The following is a 21748-nucleotide window of genomic DNA, read 5'->3' as shown; positions in this document are numbered from 1 at the left end:
TAAAATTAAGCTAGAAAAATAAATAGGCCATTTGTATGGTATCCTAAACATACGAACACATGCTAAGGAAGGAGTACATACAAATGGCTTATACACATCTTACCATGAAAGAATTGATTTGGATAGAAAATTATTACGATAGCGGTAAAAAAGTAACGGATATCGCTAAAAAATTAAATCGGGCCATCCAAACCATTTATAACGTCGTTAATTTTCTTAAAAATAGTGGTAATATTCAGGAATACTACGATCAATATAAAGAGAATAAATCACGCTGTGGTGCCAAAAAGAAGGTCTTTAACACTAAACAAATCACATATATTAAGAAAAAAGTGGACCAGGGGTGGTCTCCTGACGTCATCATTGGTCGGAATGAACTCCCATTAGGATGTACAGCTCGAACACTTTATCGTCGTTTTAAAGACTCGGAACTCTTTGATCCCTCAACTTTACCGATGAAAGGTAAGAGAAAACCTAATGGGTATCAGGAAAAAAGAGGTAAACAACACTTTAGACGCACCATCGAAGATCGTCAAAAAGAAAATCCACAATATGAGAAAGAATTTGGACATCTAGAAGGTGACACGATTGTCGGAAAAGACCATAAGAGTGCCGTCCTAACACTGGTCGAAAGAATCAGTAAACTCATCATCCCGATAAAAATTAACAGTCGCAAAGCAAGTGATGTGCGAATCGCTTGTGATAACTGGTTTGCTTATTTACCGAGAAATTTATTTAAATCCATTACGTTTGATTGTGGAAAAGAATTTTCTGATTGGCAAGCCATTTCAAATGTCAATGACATCAATATTTACTTTGCTGATCCCGGTTGTCCGTCACAGCGAGGTTTAAATGAACACTCTAATGGACTACTTCGAAGAGATGGGTTATCTAAGGGGATGGATTTTACCTATATATCGCAGGAAATACTCAGCCAAACAGCTCATTTCCGCAATGAAATTCCACGAAAATCATTAGGTTATCGAACGCCAATTGAAGTTTTTATCGATTGTTGTAAGGAACTTGGATGGATAGATGCTTTCTAATGCACACAATGTGTTTGTTAAGACAGTGAATCCATTGCGTAAGGCACCTGATTGTTAGAGCTTGACTTGGTGCCTAGCTCGGCATGGTGATTTGGGGATGCTTTTTGGGTCTCCTACCCAAACCCTTTCCCCAACTCGCTATTCGCGAGTATCATACCGGAGCATCCAAGTAAAGCTCTAACGATTTAATGCATCAATTTGACTCACTACACTTGCCACAAATCTGACTTTGTGGAAACCTTAAAGTTAGTGGATAATTTATACTTGAACTTTCGAACAAGCATTTTAATTATCAATTAAACAAAAAGCAAACGTATTATGTGTTAGGTAAAAATTCTAGCTTAATTTGACAATCAAAATTTTCATAAAAATCCAAAAAATAAATCGCTAAACTTTATATATTCTTAATAATTAAGCAAAATATGTCTCAAAATGAGACACGAGCTTGTGAATGAAAATAATACGTGTTATAAATTACTTTTTAATAAGATTTTAAGCGCAAAATCACAAGCATCACATAGAGTTACCCTAAAAAAATTATGAACATTGTACATGCGAATAAAAAATAAAACTATCTAATATGAGGCTGGGCATAAACTTGATAAATTTAGTTAAGATTAATTTTCATTAATTAATAGCGCAGGGAGTGAGTGGCCTCAAGCTGCGTCTTAATGACTTATTTGAGGCCTACCCCCTTTATCCTTAAATATGTTTATTGTATTCTAAAAAGGGGCCAAAAATCGAAAGAATTGCAGCCGAAAAAGGGACCACCTGCAGTCAATTATCCGCTATAATATTTAGATAGAATTTTTATAGTGGAGGTTGCTTGGAGTGTTAAGTATGACTCTTGAATTTGAAATTATCAGTTGTTATCGTCGAGGAGAAACTAAAAGAGGAATTAGTCGTAAACTGGAGGTAGATAGAAAAGCTGAAATACTCAATGAGGAAGGCTATGATATTAAGTATCGAACGGTCGCTCACTATTGGGGACAATTGAATAAAAAGGCTAAGGAGGCTTTTATACGCCAAGAGTATGAATTAGGATCCCGAGTTGAATTTGACTTTGGAGAAGTTAAGCTGGAAATCAATGGAAAGGTGACAACACTTTACCTAGCGGTCTTTGCCAGCCCAGCTTCCGATTATTATTGGGCTTATTTATATACCCATCAGAAACAAGATGTTTTTCAAGACGCACATGTTCGCTTCTTTGAACAGGTAGGAGGTGTTTATTTAGAAGTTGTCTATGATAATATGCGTAACGTTGTTTCAAGATTTATTGGCAAAAGTGAAAAGGAGTTGAATGCTCGTCTGATTCAATTAGCTACTTATTATGGGTTTGATATCAACGTCACCAATTGTTTCAGCGGTAATGAGAAAGGAACAGTAGAAGGCAGGGTTAAAAAGGTGCGTCAAGCTTGTTTCACCAAAGTCTATCAGTTCGATAGTTTAGAAACAGCTTGTGACCATCTCCAATCCCAACTGGTAAAACTAAATGAAAGTAGCCAAATAGAAGCCGAAAAGGAACAGCTCTTATCTTATCGCCCACCTTTTGAATTAGCAGATTTCCATGAACTAAAGGTAAATCGTTATTCCGCTATTCATTATGAACGCAATCAGTATTCAGTACCCGATTACCTAGTTGGAAAAACTGTCCAAGTGAAAGCCTATCATGACCGCTTAGTTATCTATTCTAATGATCAAGAGGTCGCTAGGCATCAAAAAATAGAGGGTTCTCAAGGCTTCTGTCTCGATATCTTCCACTATATCAAAACTTTGAAAAAGAAGCCGGGGGCATTAAAGCATTCACATGCATTGAAGTATAACCCTGATTTGAAAATCCTCTATGAGAAATATTATAGCGATAAACCAAGAGATTTCCTAGAACTACTTGAAAAATATCAAGTTTTAAATCCTGAGGTTCGCATTCAAACCATTGAAGCCAGCCTTCTTTCTTCACTAGAAGAGCCCTCAATGGAGTCGAGTCAAGATGCCATCATCCAGCAGACTCAGCAGACTCTTCATCAATTCAATGACCTTTTCGGTTTGGAGGAAGTTATATGATGAAGATTGTTGAAGCAGCTAATGAGCTAAAATTGGCCTTTCTTAAAGAGAATCACCAGCAATTAATAAAAGAGTATCAAGCCAGAGGATTGAACATTGAAGAGGCCATCGAAGAATGGCTGAATGAAGAAGTGATGCATCGACGGGACCGTAGTCATCAAAGGCGAATCAAAGCGGCTAAATTTAATCAGAAGAAGTATTTGGTGGACTTTGATGACACAGTCTTTCAGGAGCCTGTTAGAAAGGAACTACGGAACTTAAAGACGTTACAATTTATTGAAGAAAAGGAGAATGCCATTTTTATAGGAAATCCAGGAACGGGTAAGACCCATTACAGTATTGGATTAGGGATGGAAGCTTGTTTAAAGGGTTATAATGTCTTATTTGTCAACGCCCCTAATCTAGTCATCCAGATGAAAGAGGCCGTCACTCAGAGTCAATTTTATCGTTTTAAGCAGCGCTTAAAGAAGGTAGATTTATTGATTATCGACGAACTTGGCTATTTATCCTTCGATGAATCGGGGGCTGAACTTATCTTTAATTTATTATCGAATCAGATAGGAAAGGGATCGGTGATTATTACCACTAATTTAACATTTGATCGTTGGCAAGAATGCTTTAAAGATCCTACTTTAACAGGAGCGCTTGTCGACCGTCTCGCTTACAAAGCCCATGTGGTAGATATGCGAGGAGAAAGTTACAGAATGAAGCAAACAAGCCTATGGAAAAAGGGACTAGAGAAAGGAGAAGATTAGCTCCTATTACCACTGCAAGGTGGTCCCTTTTTCGTCAGCAAAGTGGTCCCTTTTTCATTTGACATATACATAAATAATTAGGAGTAAATATCTATCAGATAAATCTAAGGCTCGAATGGTCGTATTATACCTATTAACCATTCATTCAAAAGCGATCCAAGGTAACTAATCCTGTTGATTTTTTCCAAATAATCAACCCATAATGACTAATTAAAACATTCGTTCTTGCTTAAGATTCGTCTTAAATAATTATAATTCCATTTGATAGTTAGAAATATAACTTTTATAAGATGAGTTAGTATCCTAAATTTATTTCTAATGATTATAGGGCTATTCAATTTTTGAAAGAGGGCACAAACAATAAAAGCATCTTATGTAATGTTAGGCCTTTAGTTAAACTGTCCAAATTGTTCTTTATCATCCAGTTACATTTAATTTCGAAAACACACAAAACTATTAGGACTATAAATAGATTTAGGTTAACTAAAATAACTTTATAAAGATAGTTAAATACAACTATTAACATAATCATTAAAGAAGCAAGGTCATTATAATGGATAAGGTGATAGTCTATTATGCTTTGTCCTAATTTAAAACCATATGAAAAGCCGAGAAACATCTTATTTTGAAATGTTTCTCGGCTTTATCTCTGGAATTTTTATTCCAGTTTACAAATATTATTTTAGTCTTGTACAGAGAATGGTAATAATCCCATAATTCTTGCACGTTTAATTGCTAATGTTAAAGCACGTTGATGTTTTGCACATGTACCAGTTACACGACGAGGTAAAATTTTACCTTTTTCCGATACAAAACGTTTTAATAATTCAACATCTTTGTAATCTGGGTGATCAATATGGTTTGCACAGAAAAAACATACTTTTCTTCTGCGTCTTCCTCCACGACGTTGTGCCATGTTTTATTCCTCCTTAAATTCTATTAAAATGGTAAATCGTCCTCAGAAATATCAACCGATGATCCATTGAAATCCTCAAATGGAGAAGATGATTGATTAAAATCATTATTGAACGAATAGTTATTTTGTTGACTTGATTGATTATTATAATTTGAATTTCCAAAGTTAGATGATGCTGGACCTTGATCATTTCTTTGTGATCTTGATTCTACAAAATAGAAATTATTTACATAAACTTCTGTTGTGTAAACTCTTTGGCCTTGTTGATTTTCATAACTACCTGTACGGATATTACCATCTACAGCAATTTTAGTCCCTTTTTGTGCATAACGAGCTAAAATGTCTGCGGCACCGCGCCAAATAGTACAATTAATAAAATCGGCATCATATTCACCTTGTTTATTTTTATAGCTACGATCGACAGCAAGTGTAAAACGGCCTACTGAATCACCTTGCGGTGTTTTTCTTAAGTCAATATCACGAGTTAGACGTCCAATCAATTGTACATTATTCATAACAAGGTCCTCCTTTGAAATGTTTCACGTGAAACAAATTAGTCTTCAATTTTAACAATCATGTGACGTAAAATGTCACGGTTGATTAAAGCTAAACGAGCGAATTCGTCGATACCTTTTGCATCAGAAGCTTCAACGTTTACTAAGTGATAAATACCTTCTTTATAATCGTTAATTTCGTATGCGAAGCGTCTTTTCGCCCAGTCTTTAGATTCAACAACTGTCGTACCATTGTCTGTTAGAATTTTATCGAAACGCTCAACTAATTCTTTTTTAGCGTCATCGTTTAAGTCAGGACGAATGATATATAAAATTTCATATTTTGTTGTTTGACTCATTACTGTAAACCTCCTTTTGGTCTTTTGGCTCTATTCAAGATAGAGCAAGGAGCGATAGCAAATTAATGCTAATTACTCACATTTATTAATTATACCGTGAAATGATTTCTATTTCAATACCTTTTTATCAGATGTTGAAAAATGGTTATTCTTCTAATTCTGAATCATTTCCAGCAATTATGTCGTCGTTTTCTTCCATACCCTCATCATTAGCAGATTCTAATGTTGCAACATCTTCTGCCTCATCATCTGTTTTGATGATTTTTGTAATAGAACTTACTATCGCATTATCATCGACTCTTATCATTTTTACCCCTAAAGTGGCTCTAGAGGTTTGAGAAATACTGTCAACATTGAATCGAATAATAACCCCTTGGTCGGTCATTAACATTAAATCTTCAGCTTCTGGATTATCTATTGTTACAATACCCGCGAGTTTACCACTTTTCTCACTAATATTGGAAGTTTTAACCCCTAATCCACCACGGTTTTTAATGCTATATTCAGTAGCTGCTGTACGTTTACCATAACCTTTTTCAGTGACAACTAAGACCTCACTGTCTGGTTTTAATAAAGCGGCCCCTACAACATAGTCGCCTTCGCGTAATTTCACACCACGAACACCTGTTGCTGTTCGTCCCATTACACGTACATCTTCTTCATTGAAAGCCATCGCATTGGCGTTATGAGTACCAATAATAATATTTTCACCACCATTGGTTACTAGGACTTTGATTAACTCATCTTCCTCACGCATATTAATCGCACGTAACCCATTATTGCGGATACTTGTAAATTCATTGGCATCAGAACGTTTCACGACACCTTGTTTCGTCACAAAGAATAAGTACTTATCGGTTTCTTTTCCTTCTGAACGAACTTTAATCATTTCTTTAACATATTCATCTTTTTCAATATTAATTAAATTGACGATTGGTAATCCTTTTGCTGTTCGTCCATATTCCGGAATGTCATAACCTTTGGTGCGGTATACTTTTCCTAAATTCGTAAAGAAGAGGAGAGTATCATGTGTTGAACATGAAATTAATGATTGAATTTCATCATCATCGGTTAATCCCATCCCTTTTACGCCTCGACCACCACGATTTTGTACTTGGAATTCATCTTGGGTCATACGTTTAATATAACCATTGGTTGTTAATGCAATTAAAACATCTTCCTCTTCAATTAAATCTTCATCATCAATATTAGTTAATTCTCCAACACGTAATTCCGTACGACGTTCATCGTCAAATCTTAATTTAATATCCGCTAATTCATCTTCTATAATCTCAAGAACGCGCGTTTCATTTGCTAAAATATCTGTTAAATCTTGAATTAACGCGATTAAATCATCGTATTCTTTATCGATTTTTTCACGTTCTAAACCAGTTAAACGAACCAAACGCATATCTAAAATCGCTTGCGCTTGAATAGGTGTTAAATTAAAACGTTCAATTAAAGTATTTTTAGCTATTTCCGCTTCTCTTGAACCGCGAATAATTGCAATTACTTCATCGATTACATCTAAAGCGATACGTAATCCTTCTAAGATATGCGCGCGGTCTTCTGCTTTACGTTTTTCAAAAGCAGTACGACGACGAATAACTTCAACTTGATGGTCTAAATATTTTTCTAAGATTTCTTTTAAAGAAAGTACTTTTGGAACACCTTTATCAATAGCTAGCATATTAAATCCAAAAGATACTTGTAAAGCTGTATATTTATATAAATTATTTAAAACGACATTGGCACTAGTGTCTCGTCTGACATCAATGACAATTCGCATACCTTCACGGCCTGATTCATCAGCAACATAAGTAATACCTTCGATACGCTTTTCTCTGGCTAATTCAGCAATTCTTTCAACAACTTTTGCTTTATTTACACCATAAGGAATTTCAGTTACAACAATCCGTTCACGATCACTTGAAAGTTGTTCAATTTCTACTCGTGAGCGAATAATTATTTTTCCTTTTCCGGTTTCATAAGCTTTGCGAATACCAGATTTACCCATTACGATTGCGCCTGTAGGAAAATCAGGACCAGGTAATACTTCCATTAATTCATTGACTGTTACCTCAGGGTTTCTCATTAATAAATTTAAAGCATCAATTACTTCACCAAGGTTATGCGGAGGGATGTTGGTTGCCATCCCAACAGCAATCCCACTTGTTCCATTCACTAATAAATTAGGGAAGCGTGCAGGTAATACAACGGGTTCTTTCTCTTCTTGAGAGTAGTTTTCTTGGAAATCAATCGTATCTTTATTGATGTCTTTCAACATCTCTAGGGCAATTTTACTCATCCTTGCTTCTGTGTAACGCATCGCAGCGGCACCATCTCCATCGACAGAACCAAAGTTCCCGTGACCATCGACTAACATTTGTCGATAGCTGAAAGGTTGGGCCATCCGAACCATTGCTTCATAGATAGCAAAGTCACCGTGTGGGTGATATTTCCCCATAACATCCCCAACAATCCGCGCTGATTTTTTATAAGGTTTATCAGGTGTTACACCTAATTCATTCATTCCATAAAGAATACGACGATGAACTGGTTTTAATCCGTCACGAACATCGGGAACCGCACGAGCCACAATAACACTCATCGCATAATCTAAGAATGAATTACGCATTTCGTCTGGTAAATTTATCGTTTCGAAATCTCTTTTTTGATCAAACAATTCACTCATTCATTATTTTTCCTTTCTATTCGTTTTCTAGATATCTAAGTTCTTAACAAAAACAGCATTTTCTTCTATGAAATTACGACGTGGTCCTACTTCGTCCCCCATTAACATGTCCATAACTTGATCTGCTTCACGCGCATCTTCAACTGACACTCTTAACATACGGCGATTTTCTGGATTCATTGTCGTTTCCCATAATTGTTCATAATTCATTTCTCCAAGACCTTTATAGCGTTGTAAAGAATAACGTGCATCAGGGTTTTCTTTTTGCCATTCGCGTAATTCTTCATCCGTTGCGATATAAATTTCTTTTTTACCTTGTTTAATTTGATACAAAGGCGGTTGAGCAATATACACATAACCTGCATCTAATAATGGACGCATGTAGCGGAAAACTAGTGTTAATAATAGCGTACGAATATGAGCGCCATCGACATCGGCATCGGTCATAATAATTAATTTATGATAACGAGCTTTGGCAACATCAAATTCGCCACCAAAACCAGTGCCCATTGCCGTAAATAATGAGCGTATCTCTTCATTATTTAAAATTTTATCCATCGAAGCTTTTTCAACATTTAAAATTTTTCCTCGTATTGGTAGGATGGCTTGGAACATTCTCGAACGTCCTTGTTTAGCTGATCCCCCAGCAGAATCCCCCTCGACAATAAACAATTCAGATTGTTCAGGGTCTTTGCTTGAACAGTCTGCCAATTTTCCTGGTAAATTAGCAATCTCTAGAACATTCTTTTTACGGGTCATTTCTCGTGCACGTTTAGCTGCCATTCTTGCTTTAGCAGCTAAAATACCTTTATCTACAATAACTCGAGCAATTTTAGGATTTTCCATTAAAAATTGTTCAAAACCAGCAGAGAAAATCCGGTCCGTAATGGTTCTCACTTCTGAATTACCTAGTTTTGTTTTGGTTTGTCCTTCAAATTGTGGATCTGGATGCTTAACTGACAAAATTAAAGTGAGTCCTTCACGCACGTCTTCACCACTTAAATTTTCATCGTTATCTTTAAGCAAATTAGACTTTCTTGCATAATCATTGATGACACGGGTTAAAGCCGTTTTAAAGCCAGCTTCGTGCGTTCCACCTTCATGTGTATGAATGTTATTTGCAAATGATAAAATATTGGTATGATAAGAATCAGTGTACTGCATCGCAATTTCGACTTGAATGCCTTCGGCTTCATCTTCTAAATAAATAGGATTTTCTACAATTGCCTGTTTATTTTCATTTAAATATTCAACATAGCTTTTAATCCCACCTTCGTAATGGAAGCTATTCTCTTGTTCACGTTCATCACGAACGTCTGTAATAGTCAGTCTCAATCCTTTATTTAAGAATGCTAACTCACGTACTCTTTGCATTAATTTAGCATAATTAAAATCAATCGTTTCTCTAAAAATAGTAGGATCAGGTAAAAAGTTTACACGTGTTCCCGTTTCAGTTGATTCACCTACTTCGGTTAAATCGTTTAATATTTTTCCGCGTTCAAATTTTTGTTGATAAATCTTGCCATTTCTTGACACTTCAACCGTTAAATAAGAAGAAAGGGCATTAACAACAGAAGCACCTACCCCGTGAAGTCCTCCAGAAACTTTATAACCGCCACCGCCGAATTTACCACCCGCATGTAAGACAGTAAACACTGTTTCAACAGCTGGTCTACCTGTCTTGGCTTGAATATCAATTGGGATACCACGTCCATTATCGATGACAGTGACACTATTATCTTTTTCAATAATGACTTCAATATGTGTACAATATCCTGCCAAAGCCTCATCAATTGAGTTATCGACAATTTCCCATACTAAATGATGTAACCCTTCACCACTTGTTGAACCAATATACATCCCTGGTCTTTTTCTAACGGCTTCAAGTCCTTCTAGAACTTGTATCTGATCAGCATTATATTGTTGTTGTTCTGTCATTTTATTACTCCTTATCTGGTTGAATTATTTCATTATTGATTGAAACAGAGCCCTTTTTTATATAGAAAATTTGCGGATCCTCTAATTGATGTATTTTTAGCCCATGTATCGTTGCAGTAGTTAAAAAGGTTTGCACTTTCCCTTCAATTTGTTGCATAAGTAACAACTGTCTTTGATCGTCTAATTCCGATAAAACGTCATCTAGCAGTAAGATAGGATATTCCCCTCGAATTTGATTAAACAACTCAATTTCGGCTAATTTAATACTTAACACGATCGTCCGTTGTTGTCCTTGAGAACCAAAAAATTGAGCAGGCTGATTATTAATATAAAATATTAAATCATCTCGATGGGGGCCATAAGCTGTCACACCAGTTTCTTTTTCTCTTTTAAGAGATTGTTTGAAGAGGGTTGTCAATTGTTGCGATAAAGTTGAAAGGGAATCATAATCTAATTTTGAACTACTTGCCTGATATTTAAGTGATAATTGATCACGCTCATTTGATAATTGATAATGAATAGGAAAGGCTAATTTTTCTAATTGTTGAATAAATTGCACACGATATTGAATAACTTTTGTTGCTTTTTCAATTAATTGCGTTGTGAGGACATCAAAAAATAGTTCATCGAATTGTTTAGAATAACCAAATTGTTTTAAATACTGATTACGTTGTTTTAAAATTCGATTATACTGTTGTAGTTCATTTAAATAGACTGGTTGTGATTGTCCAATTTCGACATCTAAGAAACGTCTACGAAGTGAAGGAGATCCTTTTATTAATTGCATATCTTCTGGAGCAAATAAAATTACATTCAATTGACCCACAAATTGACTTAATCTCGCTTGCTCAATGTGGTTAATTTTAGCAATTTTTCCTTTTTTATTTAAAATAATTTCTAATGGAAATTCATAAGATTTGTTTTCTACGATGGCTTTAACAATGGCATGTTCTTCATCCCAAAAAACCATTTCTTGGTCACGATTAGTACGATGACTTTTTGCTAAAGACAATAAAAAAATTGCCTCAAGGAGGTTGGTTTTACCTTGGGCATTCTCTCCTGTTAAGATAATTAATCCATCATTAAATTCTAGCTTTGTATGGCGATAGTTACGATAATTAATTAATTCAATTTCTTTAATTTTCATTTTTTTGTATTGGAGATGAAATCGTTACTTCAAGATTTTCATTTAAAAATGAAATCACATCTCCAGTATATAATTTTTTACCTCTTCGATTTTCAGGTTCGCCATTTAAGGTTACCGGAAATTCACTTAGATACCATTTAGCCATACCACCACTTGAAATAATGGATTCAAACTTTAATAATTGACCTAAAGTTATAAATTCCTCTTCAATTTTAATTATCTTTTTCTCCATGAACTCACCTATTCATTCTATTATTTCTTGTCAATCTTATAATTAGCTATATCTTAAATTATACATCTTTTATCGTAAAATCACAAATAATTCTAAAAAAAAAGGCGCTATTACAAAAGGAAGTGATTTTAGTATGTTTTGTTTATTTAACCTTATTATTAAAAATAAGTATCTTTTTTTAAATAATAAAGCATCAAAGAATAATTTCTCCTGAAAGAAAACGTTTTATTTAGAAAAAGTAAAATCCTTCGCATTCTCCAATTAAAAAGTTTATGATATAATAAAAACAATTCATTATTAAAGGAGAATATTGTGAAAAATAAAATTTTTACTTTGTTTTTACTTTTGTTAAGTATCTTATGCGTTTCGAATATTCAAGCACAAACTGAGACCACTTATCAATTACCAGATGTTGAGGCTATACGCCCAAGTGACGATTCGATAACCATTGATCAATTGATTAAAGAGTTGCCAGAAACAGCGAGTATAGATAATCCTTTATTATTTTTAGTTAACCGCGATAATTTATTAGAATACGATCCTTACATTCCTTTTGTTTATTCTGAAAATGGCCAACCTTATCACGAAGCAATGGCCGCTCCTTTAGCCGAAATGCGTGCAGCAGCTGCTGAGGCAGGTTATTATTATAATTTCATTTCAGGATATCGCAGTATTGCTGAACAAGCTTTTAACTATGAAAGTCGTTTTAATAGTTATTTATACGAAGGTTATAGTGAAGCCGATGCTCAATACATGACGGATCAGTATGTTGCACCAAGTAATGGCAGTGAACATACTACTGGATTAGCGGTAGATTTATTAGGGGCTGAATTTGGTTATGAATTATATGTGAGTTACCAATATGAACCCTCAGCTCAATGGTTAGCTGAAAATGCTCATCATTATGGTTTTATATTAAGATATTTAGAAGGTAAAACCGATATTACTAAAATAAATTTTGAACCGTGGCATTTTAGATATGTCGGCGTTGAACACGCTGAATTCATCCATAAACATGGTTTAGTTTTAGAAGAATATATTGCCTTGATTCAAGAACGTGATAGTCGTCAAAAGCTAGATCAAAATTAAAATTAAATATAATAAAATTAACGGTATTAAGAGAATGAAGCTAAACTTCAATAAAGCTACTCTTAATACCGTTTTTTATTTGAAAAATAGCAAAGCATAAACATAAATTGTACATTAAAAAAAGGGAGTGAACCAGAAGTAGAAAATTTAATAATTTTCTACTTCAGGTCTACTCCCATTCTGATTATTTATTATTTTAATGTGTACGAATCGGAGTTAATAATTGTAATAGACGATTATTTTCAATTTCACTTGGTGTGTCTAACTGTAATAATAAGGGTCTTACAGCTGATTGCATCTGAAGTGAAATATCAGAACCATCAAATGATTTTAATGCGTCTTTCATATAGTCTGGGTTGAAGGAGATCTTAATATCTTTTCCTTCGATATTTTTAGTTTTAATCACTTCCGCTACTTTTCCTAATTCGTTGCCACGAACGGATAATACCACTTCTCCATTTTCAATCGTCATTTGTACGACATTACTGCTTCCTTCACGTGACATTAATGAAGCGCGATCAATCGCATTTAAAAATTCAGTTGAATTCACTACAATTTCACTTTGATATTCTGTTGGAATTAAACGTTCGGCATCAGGATACATTCCTTCTAATAATCTAGAGTAAATAGTAACACCATTTAACAAGAAAATAACTTGTTGTTGAGAGATAATCATCGTTAAGTCTTGTTCATCTTCTGCAATACGCATTAACTCTAACATCGTTTTTTTAGGTATAGTAATCGATTCGAATTCAGTTTCGCTTACTTCATTAGTAAAAGGCATTTCTCGTTTACTTAATCGATGGCTATCGGTTGCGATCGCTGAAACGAATGATCCCTTATTAATGAGATGAAGTCCAGTTAAGATAGGTCTACTTTCTTGATTTGAAGCAGAAAAGATTGTTTGATTAATTAATTGTTTAAAAATAGTAGAAGGTAAATTAATACCGTTTGTAGTTTCTACTGTTGGTAACTTAGGATAAGCGTCACCTGCAACGCCAATCACATTAAATGTTGCTTGACCAGATGTGATGGTAGCTGTATATTGATCGTTCACTTCAATCGTTAATTTATTAGTCGGTAATTTCCGGATAATTTCATTAAATAATCGTGCAGGTAATACCACACTACCCGTTTTTTCAATTTCTAATTCATTTAAATCATCATTTACTGAAATAATACTTTCAATAGAAATTTCAGAATCACTACCAATTAATGTTAATTGATCATTGGTTAAATCTAATTTTACTCCAGTTAAAATAGGGATCGTGGATTTACCTGGTATAGCTCGAGTTACATTTGATAATTGATTTAAAAAGATAGATCGTTTAATAGAAAATTTCATTTGGAACTCCTTTAATAATATATAGTTTATTATATATATAATAGTATTAGTAATAAGTGCTGTTGATTATGTTGATAAATCATGGTAGAGCTTATTATGAACGCATTCTACCTGTCTAAAACTATGTGGATTGTCTCTTGATATCTTTAAAAGTTATCCACAGGTTAATTTTTTAGCCTTTGTTTTAATTCTTTTACTTCTTGTCTTACTTGTGGATCTGATTCAATTAATTCGGCTATTTTTTCGTATCCATGCATCACAGTAGTGTGATTTTTATTTCCGAAATCTTCTCCGATTTTTGGATAAGATAAATCAGTGAGTTCACGTGATAAATACATCGCAACTTGACGTGGAAACACAATATTTTTCACCCGTTTTGAACCTTTGATATCATCAGCTGTAATGGAATAAAACTTAGCGACAGTTGTAATAATATCATTGATATTCGTTTCCTTTTCAGTAGTAGAACCAATTAAGGCATTTAGGGCTTTTGCAGCTAAATTAGTGGTAATTTCTTCCCCACTTATAGCTGCATAGGCAATAACTCTTAATAAAGCTCCCTCTAACTCACGAATATTTGAATCCACATTATTAGCAATATAAGTTAAGGCTTCTGAGTTAATGTCTAAATTATCATTTAAAGCTTTTTTTCTTAAAATCGCAATTCGAGTTTCTAGATCAGGAGGGGTAATATCGGTAGATAAGCCCCACTTAAATCGAGAAATTAGGCGTTCTTCTAAGCTATCAATATTGTTAGGGAGACGATCACATGTTAAAACGATTTGTTTTCCAGCATTGAATAAATCATTAAAAGTGTGGAAAAATTCTTCTTGTGTTTTATCTTTTTTGGATAAGAACTGAATATCATCCATTAAAAGTACGTCAATATCATCACGATACATTTTTTTAAATTGTTCAGTTTTATTATGGGTAATACTATTAATGAAATCATTGGTAAAGGTCTCAGTCGTTGCATATTTGATCCGTGCATTAGGATTTTTTCGTTTAATTTCGTTACCAATCGCATGCATCAAATGCGTTTTACCTAAACCAACACCGCCATAAATAAGAAATGGATTATAAGTTTTCCCAGGACTATCACATACTGCTAAAGCTGCACCGTTTGCCATTTTATTATCTTCACCAACAACAAATGTATCAAAGGTATAATTTGGATTTAAACCAGAAGCATAGTTATTCCCTTTAACAGGGTTCATACTGGGGGGTTCGACTGGAAAATCAATATTCGCGACCTCACCTACCACAATAAAAATAGGTGAAATTTCTCTACCATAATATTCCAAACTATATTGAAGGATATAGCCAGCTAAATGTTTTTCCCATCGCGTTTTGATTAAATTATTGGGAACTGTTAGAGAAATAGTGTCTTCTGTAATTCTAGATGGTTTAACTGGTTTAACCCAATTAGAAAAAGAAGAATCTGATAAAATTTCTTGTAAATATTTCGTGACACCTTGCCAAAATTCTTCTTTATCAATCATTTCTTCACCTCACTTAATAATTTACTTTGTAAGTAAAATTATAACATAAATTGTGGATAACTATGATAATAGAATCATCCACATTTAAACAAAAGAGTTATCAACATGTTAATAAAAAATGTGGATAACTGTTTATAAGTCAATAATTTCCACAAGGTTCTGTGGATAATATGAAACTAACGAGCTTATTATAACACATATTGTTAGAGTTATGCACAGAAATTGTGGATAAATACTTAAAAAGTATCCGACCTGTTTATATGTGCATAATTGTATAAAAAGATGTGCAAAGCTCGCAATAAAAAATGAGTTGTGCACAAAGTAATGATCATCTGTTGATAACTTTATTGAAATATTAAAAAAATGTTACTTTTATTCCTAAAAATCAACGATAGCATCTTGACTTTTAGCCAATACTTCATTAAAATGTTTTAGGTATTGACATAAAGGTTTAGATTTTAGGAGGTGTCATAATGAAAAGAACTTACCAACCAAAAAAGAGAACGCGTAAAAAAGTCCACGGATTCCGTAAACGTATGAGTACAAAAAACGGTCGTCGTGTATTAAGAAAACGTCGTCAAAAAGGACGCGCAAAATTATCAGCATAATGCAAAAAGTTACTACGTTTCGTGGTAACTTTTTTTATTTGTCTATTTGTATTTTTTTTTACGTTAAAATTCGTTATAATGAAAAGTGAATAATTGAGTCAAGTATAAGATGAGGTAGAAAATGAAGAAAGAATATCGTGTAAAAAGTGAAAAGGATTTTCAAGATGCTTTTCAAAATGGAACTTCCTATGCTAACCGCCAGTTAGTACTTTATGTGTACCCTAAAATTGGACAAGTACATTTTCGTGTAGGGTTATCGGTTGGTAAAAAAATGGGAAATGCGGTACAGAGAAATAAAATAAAACGATTACTACGACATGCGATTCATGAATTATCCCCTGCCATCAATAATGAATATGATTATTTAATAATAGCTCGCAAAGATATAGTCAATCGTAATTTTTATGAAATAAAAAAATCATTGGTTCATGTTATGAAAATTGCCTCAATTATTGATATCAAAAAGTTAGAGGAGTTGCAGTAGACCTATATGAAGAAAAATTATAAAAAATGGTTACAAATTATCCTATTGTTATCGATAGTTTTAGTGTTAACCGCTTGTGGTAATGTTAACGAACCAATTAGTGCTGAAAGTACTAATTTATGGGATCGTTATATTATTTATAACTTGTCACAATTTATCATTTGGTTATCAAATTTATTTGGCGGTAGTTATGCCCTTGGGATTATTATTTTTACGATATTAATTCGTGCTTTATTAATTCCATTGACCAAAATGCAATTAAAATCACAACGTGAAATGCAAGCATTACAACCAGAATTAGATAGAATCAAAGAAAAATATCCAAATCGTGACCGTGAATCAATGCAATTAGCGCAAGAAGAACAACAACAATTATTAGAATCACATGGTGTTAATCAATTTGCTGGTTGCTTACCTTTATTGATTCAATTACCAGTGATGATGTCCCTTTATCAATCAATTAGTCGTACCCCAGAATTAAAGCAAGGGCATTTTTTATGGACTAACTTAGGTCAAATGGACCCATTATTTATTTTACCGATATTGGCAGCGGTATTAACATTTGCGAATTCATACTTCACAATGAAAAGTAATGAAAATCCAAATAGTCAAGTTAAAACGATGATGTATATCATGCCAGCCTTTATTTTATTAATTTCACTTGGATTACCAAGTGCTGTTACTTTATATTGGGTTGTTTCAAATGCGATTACATTAATTCAAACATTTGTTTACAATAATCCTTATAAAATTATTGCAGAACGTGAAGCAAAACTACAAGCTGAAAAAGAAAAACAACGTGCTTTGCGCAAGGCATTGAAACGCGTTAAAAAATAGTAAGGAGCGAATCAGGATGGAACATAGTACTACAATTAGAGCTGAATCAGTTGAAAAAGCGATTAAAATCGGTTTGACTAAATTAAATATTTCAGAAGCTGAAGCTAATATCAACATTATTAGTGAGGGGAAAAAAGGATTATTTGGTTTCGGAAAACAAGATGCCATCGTTGAAATTTCTAAAAATGCCTCCATTTCAGAATTAACTGCTGAAATTGAAAAGCAAGTAGAAGAAAAAAAAGATGAGCTAATCGACCATACAAAAACACCCGAACCCTCTATTAAAAAAGAAGTAAAAAAATCAAAAGCAAAACCACAACTGCAAGAACAAAAAGTTGAGCCGGCAAAGGTTGAAAAACCAAAATCTGTTCAAACTCCAGTGAAAGATTCAGAACTAATTACTGACAATGTGGAAACTGAAAACAATCATCACGATGATTTAATGGCTGAACATCAAAAAGTAGCCGAATATTTAGAAAACATTATTAATGATTACGGAGCAAAAGCGGATGTAACGGTTGAACGTCAAAAAAATCAACTTATCTTTAATATCGAAACAGATAAATCTGGTTTAATTATCGGGAAACACGGTAAGATTATCAATTCATTACAAGTATTGGCTCAAATTATGGTCCATCAATATGATAAAAGACGCCAATCGGTGATTCTCAACATTGGGGATTATCGTAATCGTCGTGCCAATGTTTTAGAACAAATTGCTGAACGTACAGCAAAACAAGTGCTCAAAACTAAACATTCAGTTGTATTGGATCCATTACCAAGCTATGAACGCAAACAAATCCATGCGTATTTAAGTAAGGTTGAACATATCGCAACACATTCTGAAGGTCGTGACCCAAATCGTTATTTAGTAGTCGAATATAAACCATAAAACTTATTCTTATAATAACTATTAATAGCACAGAGCATTGTTTCACCCATTAGATTGTAATATACTTAACTTAAGACCGCTTACATTTCGTAAGTGGTCAGATTTAAAAAAAGGGGGACATATTATGTCTAAGTTTGAACAAGATGCAAAAGCATTACTTGACTTAGTTGGTGGTAAAGATAATATTGCAGCTGTGACACACTGTGCAACACGGATGCGATTTGCTTTAGTTGATCCAGCAAAAGCTAAGGTAGCAGATATCGAAAAATTAGCTTCTGTTAAGGGGACGTTTACTCAAGCAGGACAATTCCAAGTTATTATTGGAAATGCTGTTTCAGAGTTTTATAAAGATTTTGCCCGTTTGTCAGGTGTTTCAGAGGCTTCTAAAGAAGATGTTAAACGTGCTTCTGAGAAGAATCAAAACAAATTGCAAAAAGCGATGGCTTTCTTAGCTGAAATCTTCGCACCTATTATTCCAGCCATTATTGTTGGGGGGCTTATTTTAGGCTTCCGTAATGTTTTAGAAGGTGTCGGTTTTGAAGCCTTAGGACAAAAAGTTGTAGATGGTGTCGCTCTGACCAATGCTGCGGGTGAACCTGTATGGAATACCATTACGGATGTTAGTCAATTTTGGAGTGGTGTCAATCATTTCTTATGGTTACCTGGGGAGGCTATTTTCCACTTCCTTCCAGTTGGGATTGTTTGGGCTGTTACTCGTAAAATGGGAACGACTCAAATTTTAGGGATTGTATTAGGTTTAACCTTAGTATCACCCCAATTATTAAATGCTTATGGTGCCGCAGATGCATTAGCTGAAGGAACAGTGCCACAATGGGATTTTGGTTTCTTTAAATTAAATATGATTGGTTATCAAGCGCAAGTGATTCCAGCAATGTTAGCTGGTTTAGCATTAGGTTACTTAGAAAAATTCTGGCGTAAACATGTTCCAGAAATGTTATCAATGATTTTAGTTCCATTTTTATCATTATTACCAGCTGTTATTTTAGCTCATACTGTATTGGGGCCAATTGGTTGGTGGTTAGGAAATATTATTTCTACAGTGGTATTAGCAGGATTAACTGGGCCGTTAAAATGGTTATTTGGTGCTATCTTTGGTGCTTTGTATTCGCCATTAGTAATTACTGGTCTACACCATATGACCAATGCGATCGATTCACAATTAATCGCTGATACTGCTTCAAAAACAACTGGTCTATGGCCAATGATTGCTTTATCTAATATCGCCCAAGGTTCTGCTGTAGTGGGATATTGGTGGTTAACACGTCATGACGAAGAGGAATCTCAAGTAACGATACCTTCCTTTGTATCAGCCTATTTAGGCGTTACTGAGCCTGCAATGTTTGGGGTTACCTTAAAATATGTTTATCCATTTGTGGCTGCTATGATTGGTTCTGGTATTGCTGGTTTATTATGTACAACCTTTGACGTTCAAGCGACTTCAATTGGGGTAGGTGGTTTACCTGGATTCTTAGTGATTACACCGGAAACGATGATTTCATTTATTATTTGTATGTTAGTGGCATTCAGTGTACCATTAGTATTGACAATTACCTTTAAAAAAGCCAATTTATTTACTGGTTCAAAAAAAGCATAGTCAACTAATATAGGAGGAAATTCTGTGTCAATTAAAGAAAAAGTAATTTACCAATTATATCCAAAATCATTTAAAGATACTGATGGCAATGGAATTGGAGATTTGAAAGGGATTATTGAGAAAATTGATTACTTAGCTGATCTAGGAATCGATATGATTTGGATAAATCCTTTTTATCCCTCTCCACAAAATGATAATGGTTATGATGTCAGTAATTACATTGAAATTGATCCATTATTTGGTACCATGGAAGACTTTGAGAAATTAGTAGCAGTGGCTAAAAATCACAATATTGATTTAATGTTAGATATGGTTTTTAATCATACCTCAACGGAACATGAATGGTTTCAAAAAGCATTAGCAGGGGATCCTTATTATCAAGATTTTTACTACTTACGTCCATTAAAAGCGGATGGTTCATTGCCTACCAATTGGGAATCTAAATTTGGTGGACCCGCTTGGGAAAAATTTGGTGACACAGATTTGTACTATTTACATTTGTATGATGTAACACAAGCTGATTTAAACTGGCATAATCCAAATGTGAGACAAGAATTATACAAAGTAGTTCGTTTCTGGTTAGATAAAGGGGTGAAAGGATTCCGTTTTGATGTTTTAAATGTAATTGGAAAAGACCCCAATCTGATTGATAGTGAAAAACCTGGTTCTTCACAAGAAAAATCACTTTATACGGATACACCAATCGTACATAAATGGATTAATGAAATGAATCAAGCGACTTTTGGTCAAAGAGAGGATATTGTGACAGTTGGAGAAATGTCTTCAACCACCGTTGAAAATGGAATTCGTTATACTAATCCACAAGAAAATGAATTATCAATGATTTTCAGTTTTCATCATTTAAAAGTAGACTATGAAGACGGTGAAAAGTGGAGTAATCCATCTTTTGATTTCATCGAATTAAAAGCTATTTTAGATGCATGGCAACAAGGGATGTCTGATGGTGAGGGTTGGAATGCACTATTCTTAAATAACCATGATCAACCACGTTCAAATAGTCGCTTTGGCGATGTAGAAAAATATCCCTATGAAACGCAAACGATGTTAGGAACGACGATTCAATTTTTAAGAGGAACGCCTTATATTTATCAAGGTGAAGAAATTGGAATGACTAATCCTAATTATCAAACAATTGCACAGTATAATGATATTGAAACCCATAATAACTATAAGATTATGTTAGAAAAAGGGTATGATGATGCCAAAGTGATGACTATTATTCAAGCGAAATCACGTGATAATAGTCGGACACCCATGCAATGGGATCAGTCGAAAAATGCTGGTTTCACTAACGGGCAACCTTGGTTAGATGTAGCAAGTAATTATCCAACAGTAAACGTTGAAGCAGAACTCAATAATCCGAATGGAATATTTGCATATTATAAACAATTAATCCATTTAAGAAAAACCGAAGATGCTTTAATTAATGGAACTTACCAAGGGATTTTACTTGATGATCCAAAAGTGATGGCGTATTTGAGAACCACTGAGACGGAAGAAATTTTAGTTTTAAGTCATTTCTACGCTGGTGAAGTTGAAGTTGAATTACCAGACGGTTTTAATCAAACAGCAGAAAAAATTATTGGCAACGGCTCTGCTGAAGTGGTTAATCAATCCGTTAAATTATCGCCTTATGAGATCATTGTTTTAAAACGATTAAAATAATTAGCTGTCAATATAAGCACTGAATGGTACTAAGCAAAGTACTTTCA

General features: G+C 34.0%; 19 protein-coding genes. 10 read left to right on the top strand and 9 right to left on the bottom strand.

Annotated elements, in window-relative coordinates; translation table 11 throughout:
• Nucleotides 1-83: 83 nt before the first annotated feature.
• From CYJ72_RS05825 to istB, 3 genes are all read left to right on the top strand, one after another.
• Nucleotides 84-1046: an IS30 family transposase gene (locus tag CYJ72_RS05825; protein ID WP_284628591.1), complete on the top strand. Its 963-nt coding sequence runs from the start codon at nucleotides 84-86 to the stop codon at nucleotides 1044-1046.
• Between the two features lie 840 nt (nucleotides 1047-1886).
• Nucleotides 1887-3107, top strand: a complete 1221-nt coding sequence (locus CYJ72_RS05820) for a Mu transposase domain-containing protein (protein WP_284628589.1) — start codon at nucleotides 1887-1889, stop codon at nucleotides 3105-3107.
• Complete coding sequence (gene istB / locus CYJ72_RS05815) at nucleotides 3104-3862, top strand: IS21-like element helper ATPase IstB (RefSeq protein ID WP_071408384.1); 759 nt, start codon at nucleotides 3104-3106, stop codon at nucleotides 3860-3862. Before CYJ72_RS05820 ends, istB begins: the two co-directional genes overlap by 4 nt.
• 682 nt (nucleotides 3863-4544) lie before the next feature.
• Here istB and rpsR read toward each other — a convergent pair.
• The 7 genes from rpsR to yaaA form a co-directional block, all read right to left on the bottom strand.
• Nucleotides 4545-4778, bottom strand: a complete 234-nt coding sequence (gene rpsR, locus CYJ72_RS05810; protein ID WP_066126588.1) for a 30S ribosomal protein S18 — start codon at nucleotides 4776-4778, stop codon at nucleotides 4545-4547.
• A 23-nt stretch (nucleotides 4779-4801) separates the two neighbouring features.
• On the bottom strand, nucleotides 4802-5293 hold the full coding sequence (gene ssb, locus CYJ72_RS05805) for a single-stranded DNA-binding protein (protein WP_284628587.1): 492 nt from the start codon (nucleotides 5291-5293) through the stop codon (nucleotides 4802-4804).
• A 38-nt stretch (nucleotides 5294-5331) separates the two neighbouring features.
• Nucleotides 5332-5631: a 30S ribosomal protein S6 gene (gene rpsF / locus CYJ72_RS05800; protein ID WP_066126585.1), complete on the bottom strand. Its 300-nt coding sequence runs from the start codon at nucleotides 5629-5631 to the stop codon at nucleotides 5332-5334.
• A 145-nt stretch (nucleotides 5632-5776) separates the two neighbouring features.
• Nucleotides 5777-8326, bottom strand: a complete 2550-nt coding sequence (gyrA, locus tag CYJ72_RS05795; protein ID WP_284628586.1) for a DNA gyrase subunit A — start codon at nucleotides 8324-8326, stop codon at nucleotides 5777-5779.
• Nucleotides 8327-8353: 27 nt separating this feature from the next.
• The gene (gene gyrB, locus CYJ72_RS05790) at nucleotides 8354-10264 is read right to left on the bottom strand and encodes a DNA topoisomerase (ATP-hydrolyzing) subunit B (RefSeq protein WP_066126580.1); all 1911 of its coding nucleotides are present in this window, start codon (nucleotides 10262-10264) and stop codon (nucleotides 8354-8356) included.
• 4 nt (nucleotides 10265-10268) lie between these two features.
• Nucleotides 10269-11411, bottom strand: coding sequence for a DNA replication/repair protein RecF (gene recF / locus CYJ72_RS05785; RefSeq protein WP_284628582.1), 1143 nt, complete (start codon nucleotides 11409-11411; stop codon nucleotides 10269-10271).
• Nucleotides 11401-11643 carry a S4 domain-containing protein YaaA gene (gene yaaA / locus CYJ72_RS05780; RefSeq protein WP_066126577.1) on the bottom strand — a complete coding sequence of 81 codons (243 nt, stop codon included), beginning with the start codon at nucleotides 11641-11643 and terminating at the stop codon, nucleotides 11401-11403. Before yaaA ends, recF begins: the two co-directional genes overlap by 11 nt.
• A 312-nt stretch (nucleotides 11644-11955) precedes the next feature.
• Here yaaA and CYJ72_RS05775 point away from each other — a divergent pair, with 312 nt between their 5' ends.
• Complete coding sequence (locus CYJ72_RS05775; protein ID WP_284628578.1) at nucleotides 11956-12732, top strand: M15 family metallopeptidase; 777 nt, start codon at nucleotides 11956-11958, stop codon at nucleotides 12730-12732.
• 196 nt (nucleotides 12733-12928) lie between these two features.
• Here the strand turns inward: CYJ72_RS05775 and dnaN are convergent, their stop codons facing one another.
• The gene (gene dnaN / locus CYJ72_RS05770; protein WP_066126968.1) at nucleotides 12929-14077 is read right to left on the bottom strand and encodes a DNA polymerase III subunit beta; all 1149 of its coding nucleotides are present in this window, start codon (nucleotides 14075-14077) and stop codon (nucleotides 12929-12931) included.
• A gap of 164 nt (nucleotides 14078-14241) precedes the next feature.
• Nucleotides 14242-15579: a chromosomal replication initiator protein DnaA gene (gene dnaA / locus CYJ72_RS05765; protein ID WP_071408369.1), complete on the bottom strand. Its 1338-nt coding sequence runs from the start codon at nucleotides 15577-15579 to the stop codon at nucleotides 14242-14244.
• 473 nt (nucleotides 15580-16052) lie between these two features.
• Here dnaA and rpmH point away from each other — a divergent pair, with 473 nt between their 5' ends.
• From rpmH to treC, 6 genes are all read left to right on the top strand, one after another.
• On the top strand, nucleotides 16053-16187 hold the full coding sequence (gene rpmH, locus CYJ72_RS05760) for a 50S ribosomal protein L34 (protein ID WP_066126812.1): 135 nt from the start codon (nucleotides 16053-16055) through the stop codon (nucleotides 16185-16187).
• Between the two features lie 121 nt (nucleotides 16188-16308).
• Nucleotides 16309-16671: a ribonuclease P protein component gene (gene rnpA / locus CYJ72_RS05755; protein ID WP_066126814.1), complete on the top strand. Its 363-nt coding sequence runs from the start codon at nucleotides 16309-16311 to the stop codon at nucleotides 16669-16671.
• Nucleotides 16672-16677: 6 nt separating this feature from the next.
• Nucleotides 16678-17508 (top strand): membrane protein insertase YidC, encoded by an 831-nt coding sequence (gene yidC, locus CYJ72_RS05750; RefSeq protein ID WP_066126815.1) that lies wholly within the window; start codon nucleotides 16678-16680, stop codon nucleotides 17506-17508.
• Nucleotides 17509-17524: 16 nt separating this feature from the next.
• The gene (gene jag, locus CYJ72_RS05745) at nucleotides 17525-18400 is read left to right on the top strand and encodes an RNA-binding cell elongation regulator Jag/EloR (protein ID WP_066126816.1); all 876 of its coding nucleotides are present in this window, start codon (nucleotides 17525-17527) and stop codon (nucleotides 18398-18400) included.
• Between the two features lie 124 nt (nucleotides 18401-18524).
• Nucleotides 18525-20015, top strand: a complete 1491-nt coding sequence (gene treP, locus CYJ72_RS05740) for a PTS system trehalose-specific EIIBC component (RefSeq protein WP_284628566.1) — start codon at nucleotides 18525-18527, stop codon at nucleotides 20013-20015.
• A gap of 24 nt (nucleotides 20016-20039) precedes the next feature.
• On the top strand, nucleotides 20040-21701 hold the full coding sequence (gene treC, locus CYJ72_RS05735) for an alpha,alpha-phosphotrehalase (protein ID WP_066126819.1): 1662 nt from the start codon (nucleotides 20040-20042) through the stop codon (nucleotides 21699-21701).
• Nucleotides 21702-21748: the final 47 nt, after the last annotated feature.

The organism is Globicatella sanguinis (assembly GCF_002847845.2).
GTDB classification, from domain to species: Bacteria; Bacillota; Bacilli; order Lactobacillales; family Aerococcaceae; genus Globicatella; species Globicatella sanguinis.
The sequence above is the reverse complement of the archived record's forward strand: the minus strand, read 5'-3'. Positions and strand labels throughout refer to the sequence as shown.

Bases quoted from the DNA above. Each gene is read 5' to 3' on its own strand.
- dnaN (WP_066126968.1), bottom strand. From the start codon at position 14,077: ATGAAATTTTCTATTAAACGATCTATCTTTTTAAATCAATTATCAAAT.
- dnaA (WP_071408369.1), bottom strand. From the start codon at position 15,579: ATGATTGATAAAGAAGAATTTTGGCAAGGTGTCACGAAATATTTACAA.
- jag (WP_066126816.1), top strand. From the start codon at position 17,525: ATGGAACATAGTACTACAATTAGAGCTGAATCAGTTGAAAAAGCGATT.
- gyrA (WP_284628586.1), bottom strand. From the start codon at position 8,326: ATGAGTGAATTGTTTGATCAAAAAAGAGATTTCGAAACGATAAATTTA.
- rpsF (WP_066126585.1), bottom strand. From the start codon at position 5,631: ATGAGTCAAACAACAAAATATGAAATTTTATATATCATTCGTCCTGAC.
- recF (WP_284628582.1), bottom strand. From the start codon at position 11,411: ATGAAAATTAAAGAAATTGAATTAATTAATTATCGTAACTATCGCCAT.
- rpsR (WP_066126588.1), bottom strand. From the start codon at position 4,778: ATGGCACAACGTCGTGGAGGAAGACGCAGAAGAAAAGTATGTTTTTTC.
- rnpA (WP_066126814.1), top strand. From the start codon at position 16,309: ATGAAGAAAGAATATCGTGTAAAAAGTGAAAAGGATTTTCAAGATGCT.
- rpmH (WP_066126812.1), top strand. From the start codon at position 16,053: ATGAAAAGAACTTACCAACCAAAAAAGAGAACGCGTAAAAAAGTCCAC.
- yaaA (WP_066126577.1), bottom strand. From the start codon at position 11,643: ATGGAGAAAAAGATAATTAAAATTGAAGAGGAATTTATAACTTTAGGT.
- istB (WP_071408384.1), top strand. From the start codon at position 3,104: ATGATGAAGATTGTTGAAGCAGCTAATGAGCTAAAATTGGCCTTTCTT.
- ssb (WP_284628587.1), bottom strand. From the start codon at position 5,293: ATGAATAATGTACAATTGATTGGACGTCTAACTCGTGATATTGACTTA.
- CYJ72_RS05820 (WP_284628589.1), top strand. From the start codon at position 1,887: ATGACTCTTGAATTTGAAATTATCAGTTGTTATCGTCGAGGAGAAACT.
- gyrB (WP_066126580.1), bottom strand. From the start codon at position 10,264: ATGACAGAACAACAACAATATAATGCTGATCAGATACAAGTTCTAGAA.
- treP (WP_284628566.1), top strand. From the start codon at position 18,525: ATGTCTAAGTTTGAACAAGATGCAAAAGCATTACTTGACTTAGTTGGT.
- CYJ72_RS05825 (WP_284628591.1), top strand. From the start codon at position 84: ATGGCTTATACACATCTTACCATGAAAGAATTGATTTGGATAGAAAAT.
- yidC (WP_066126815.1), top strand. From the start codon at position 16,678: ATGAAGAAAAATTATAAAAAATGGTTACAAATTATCCTATTGTTATCG.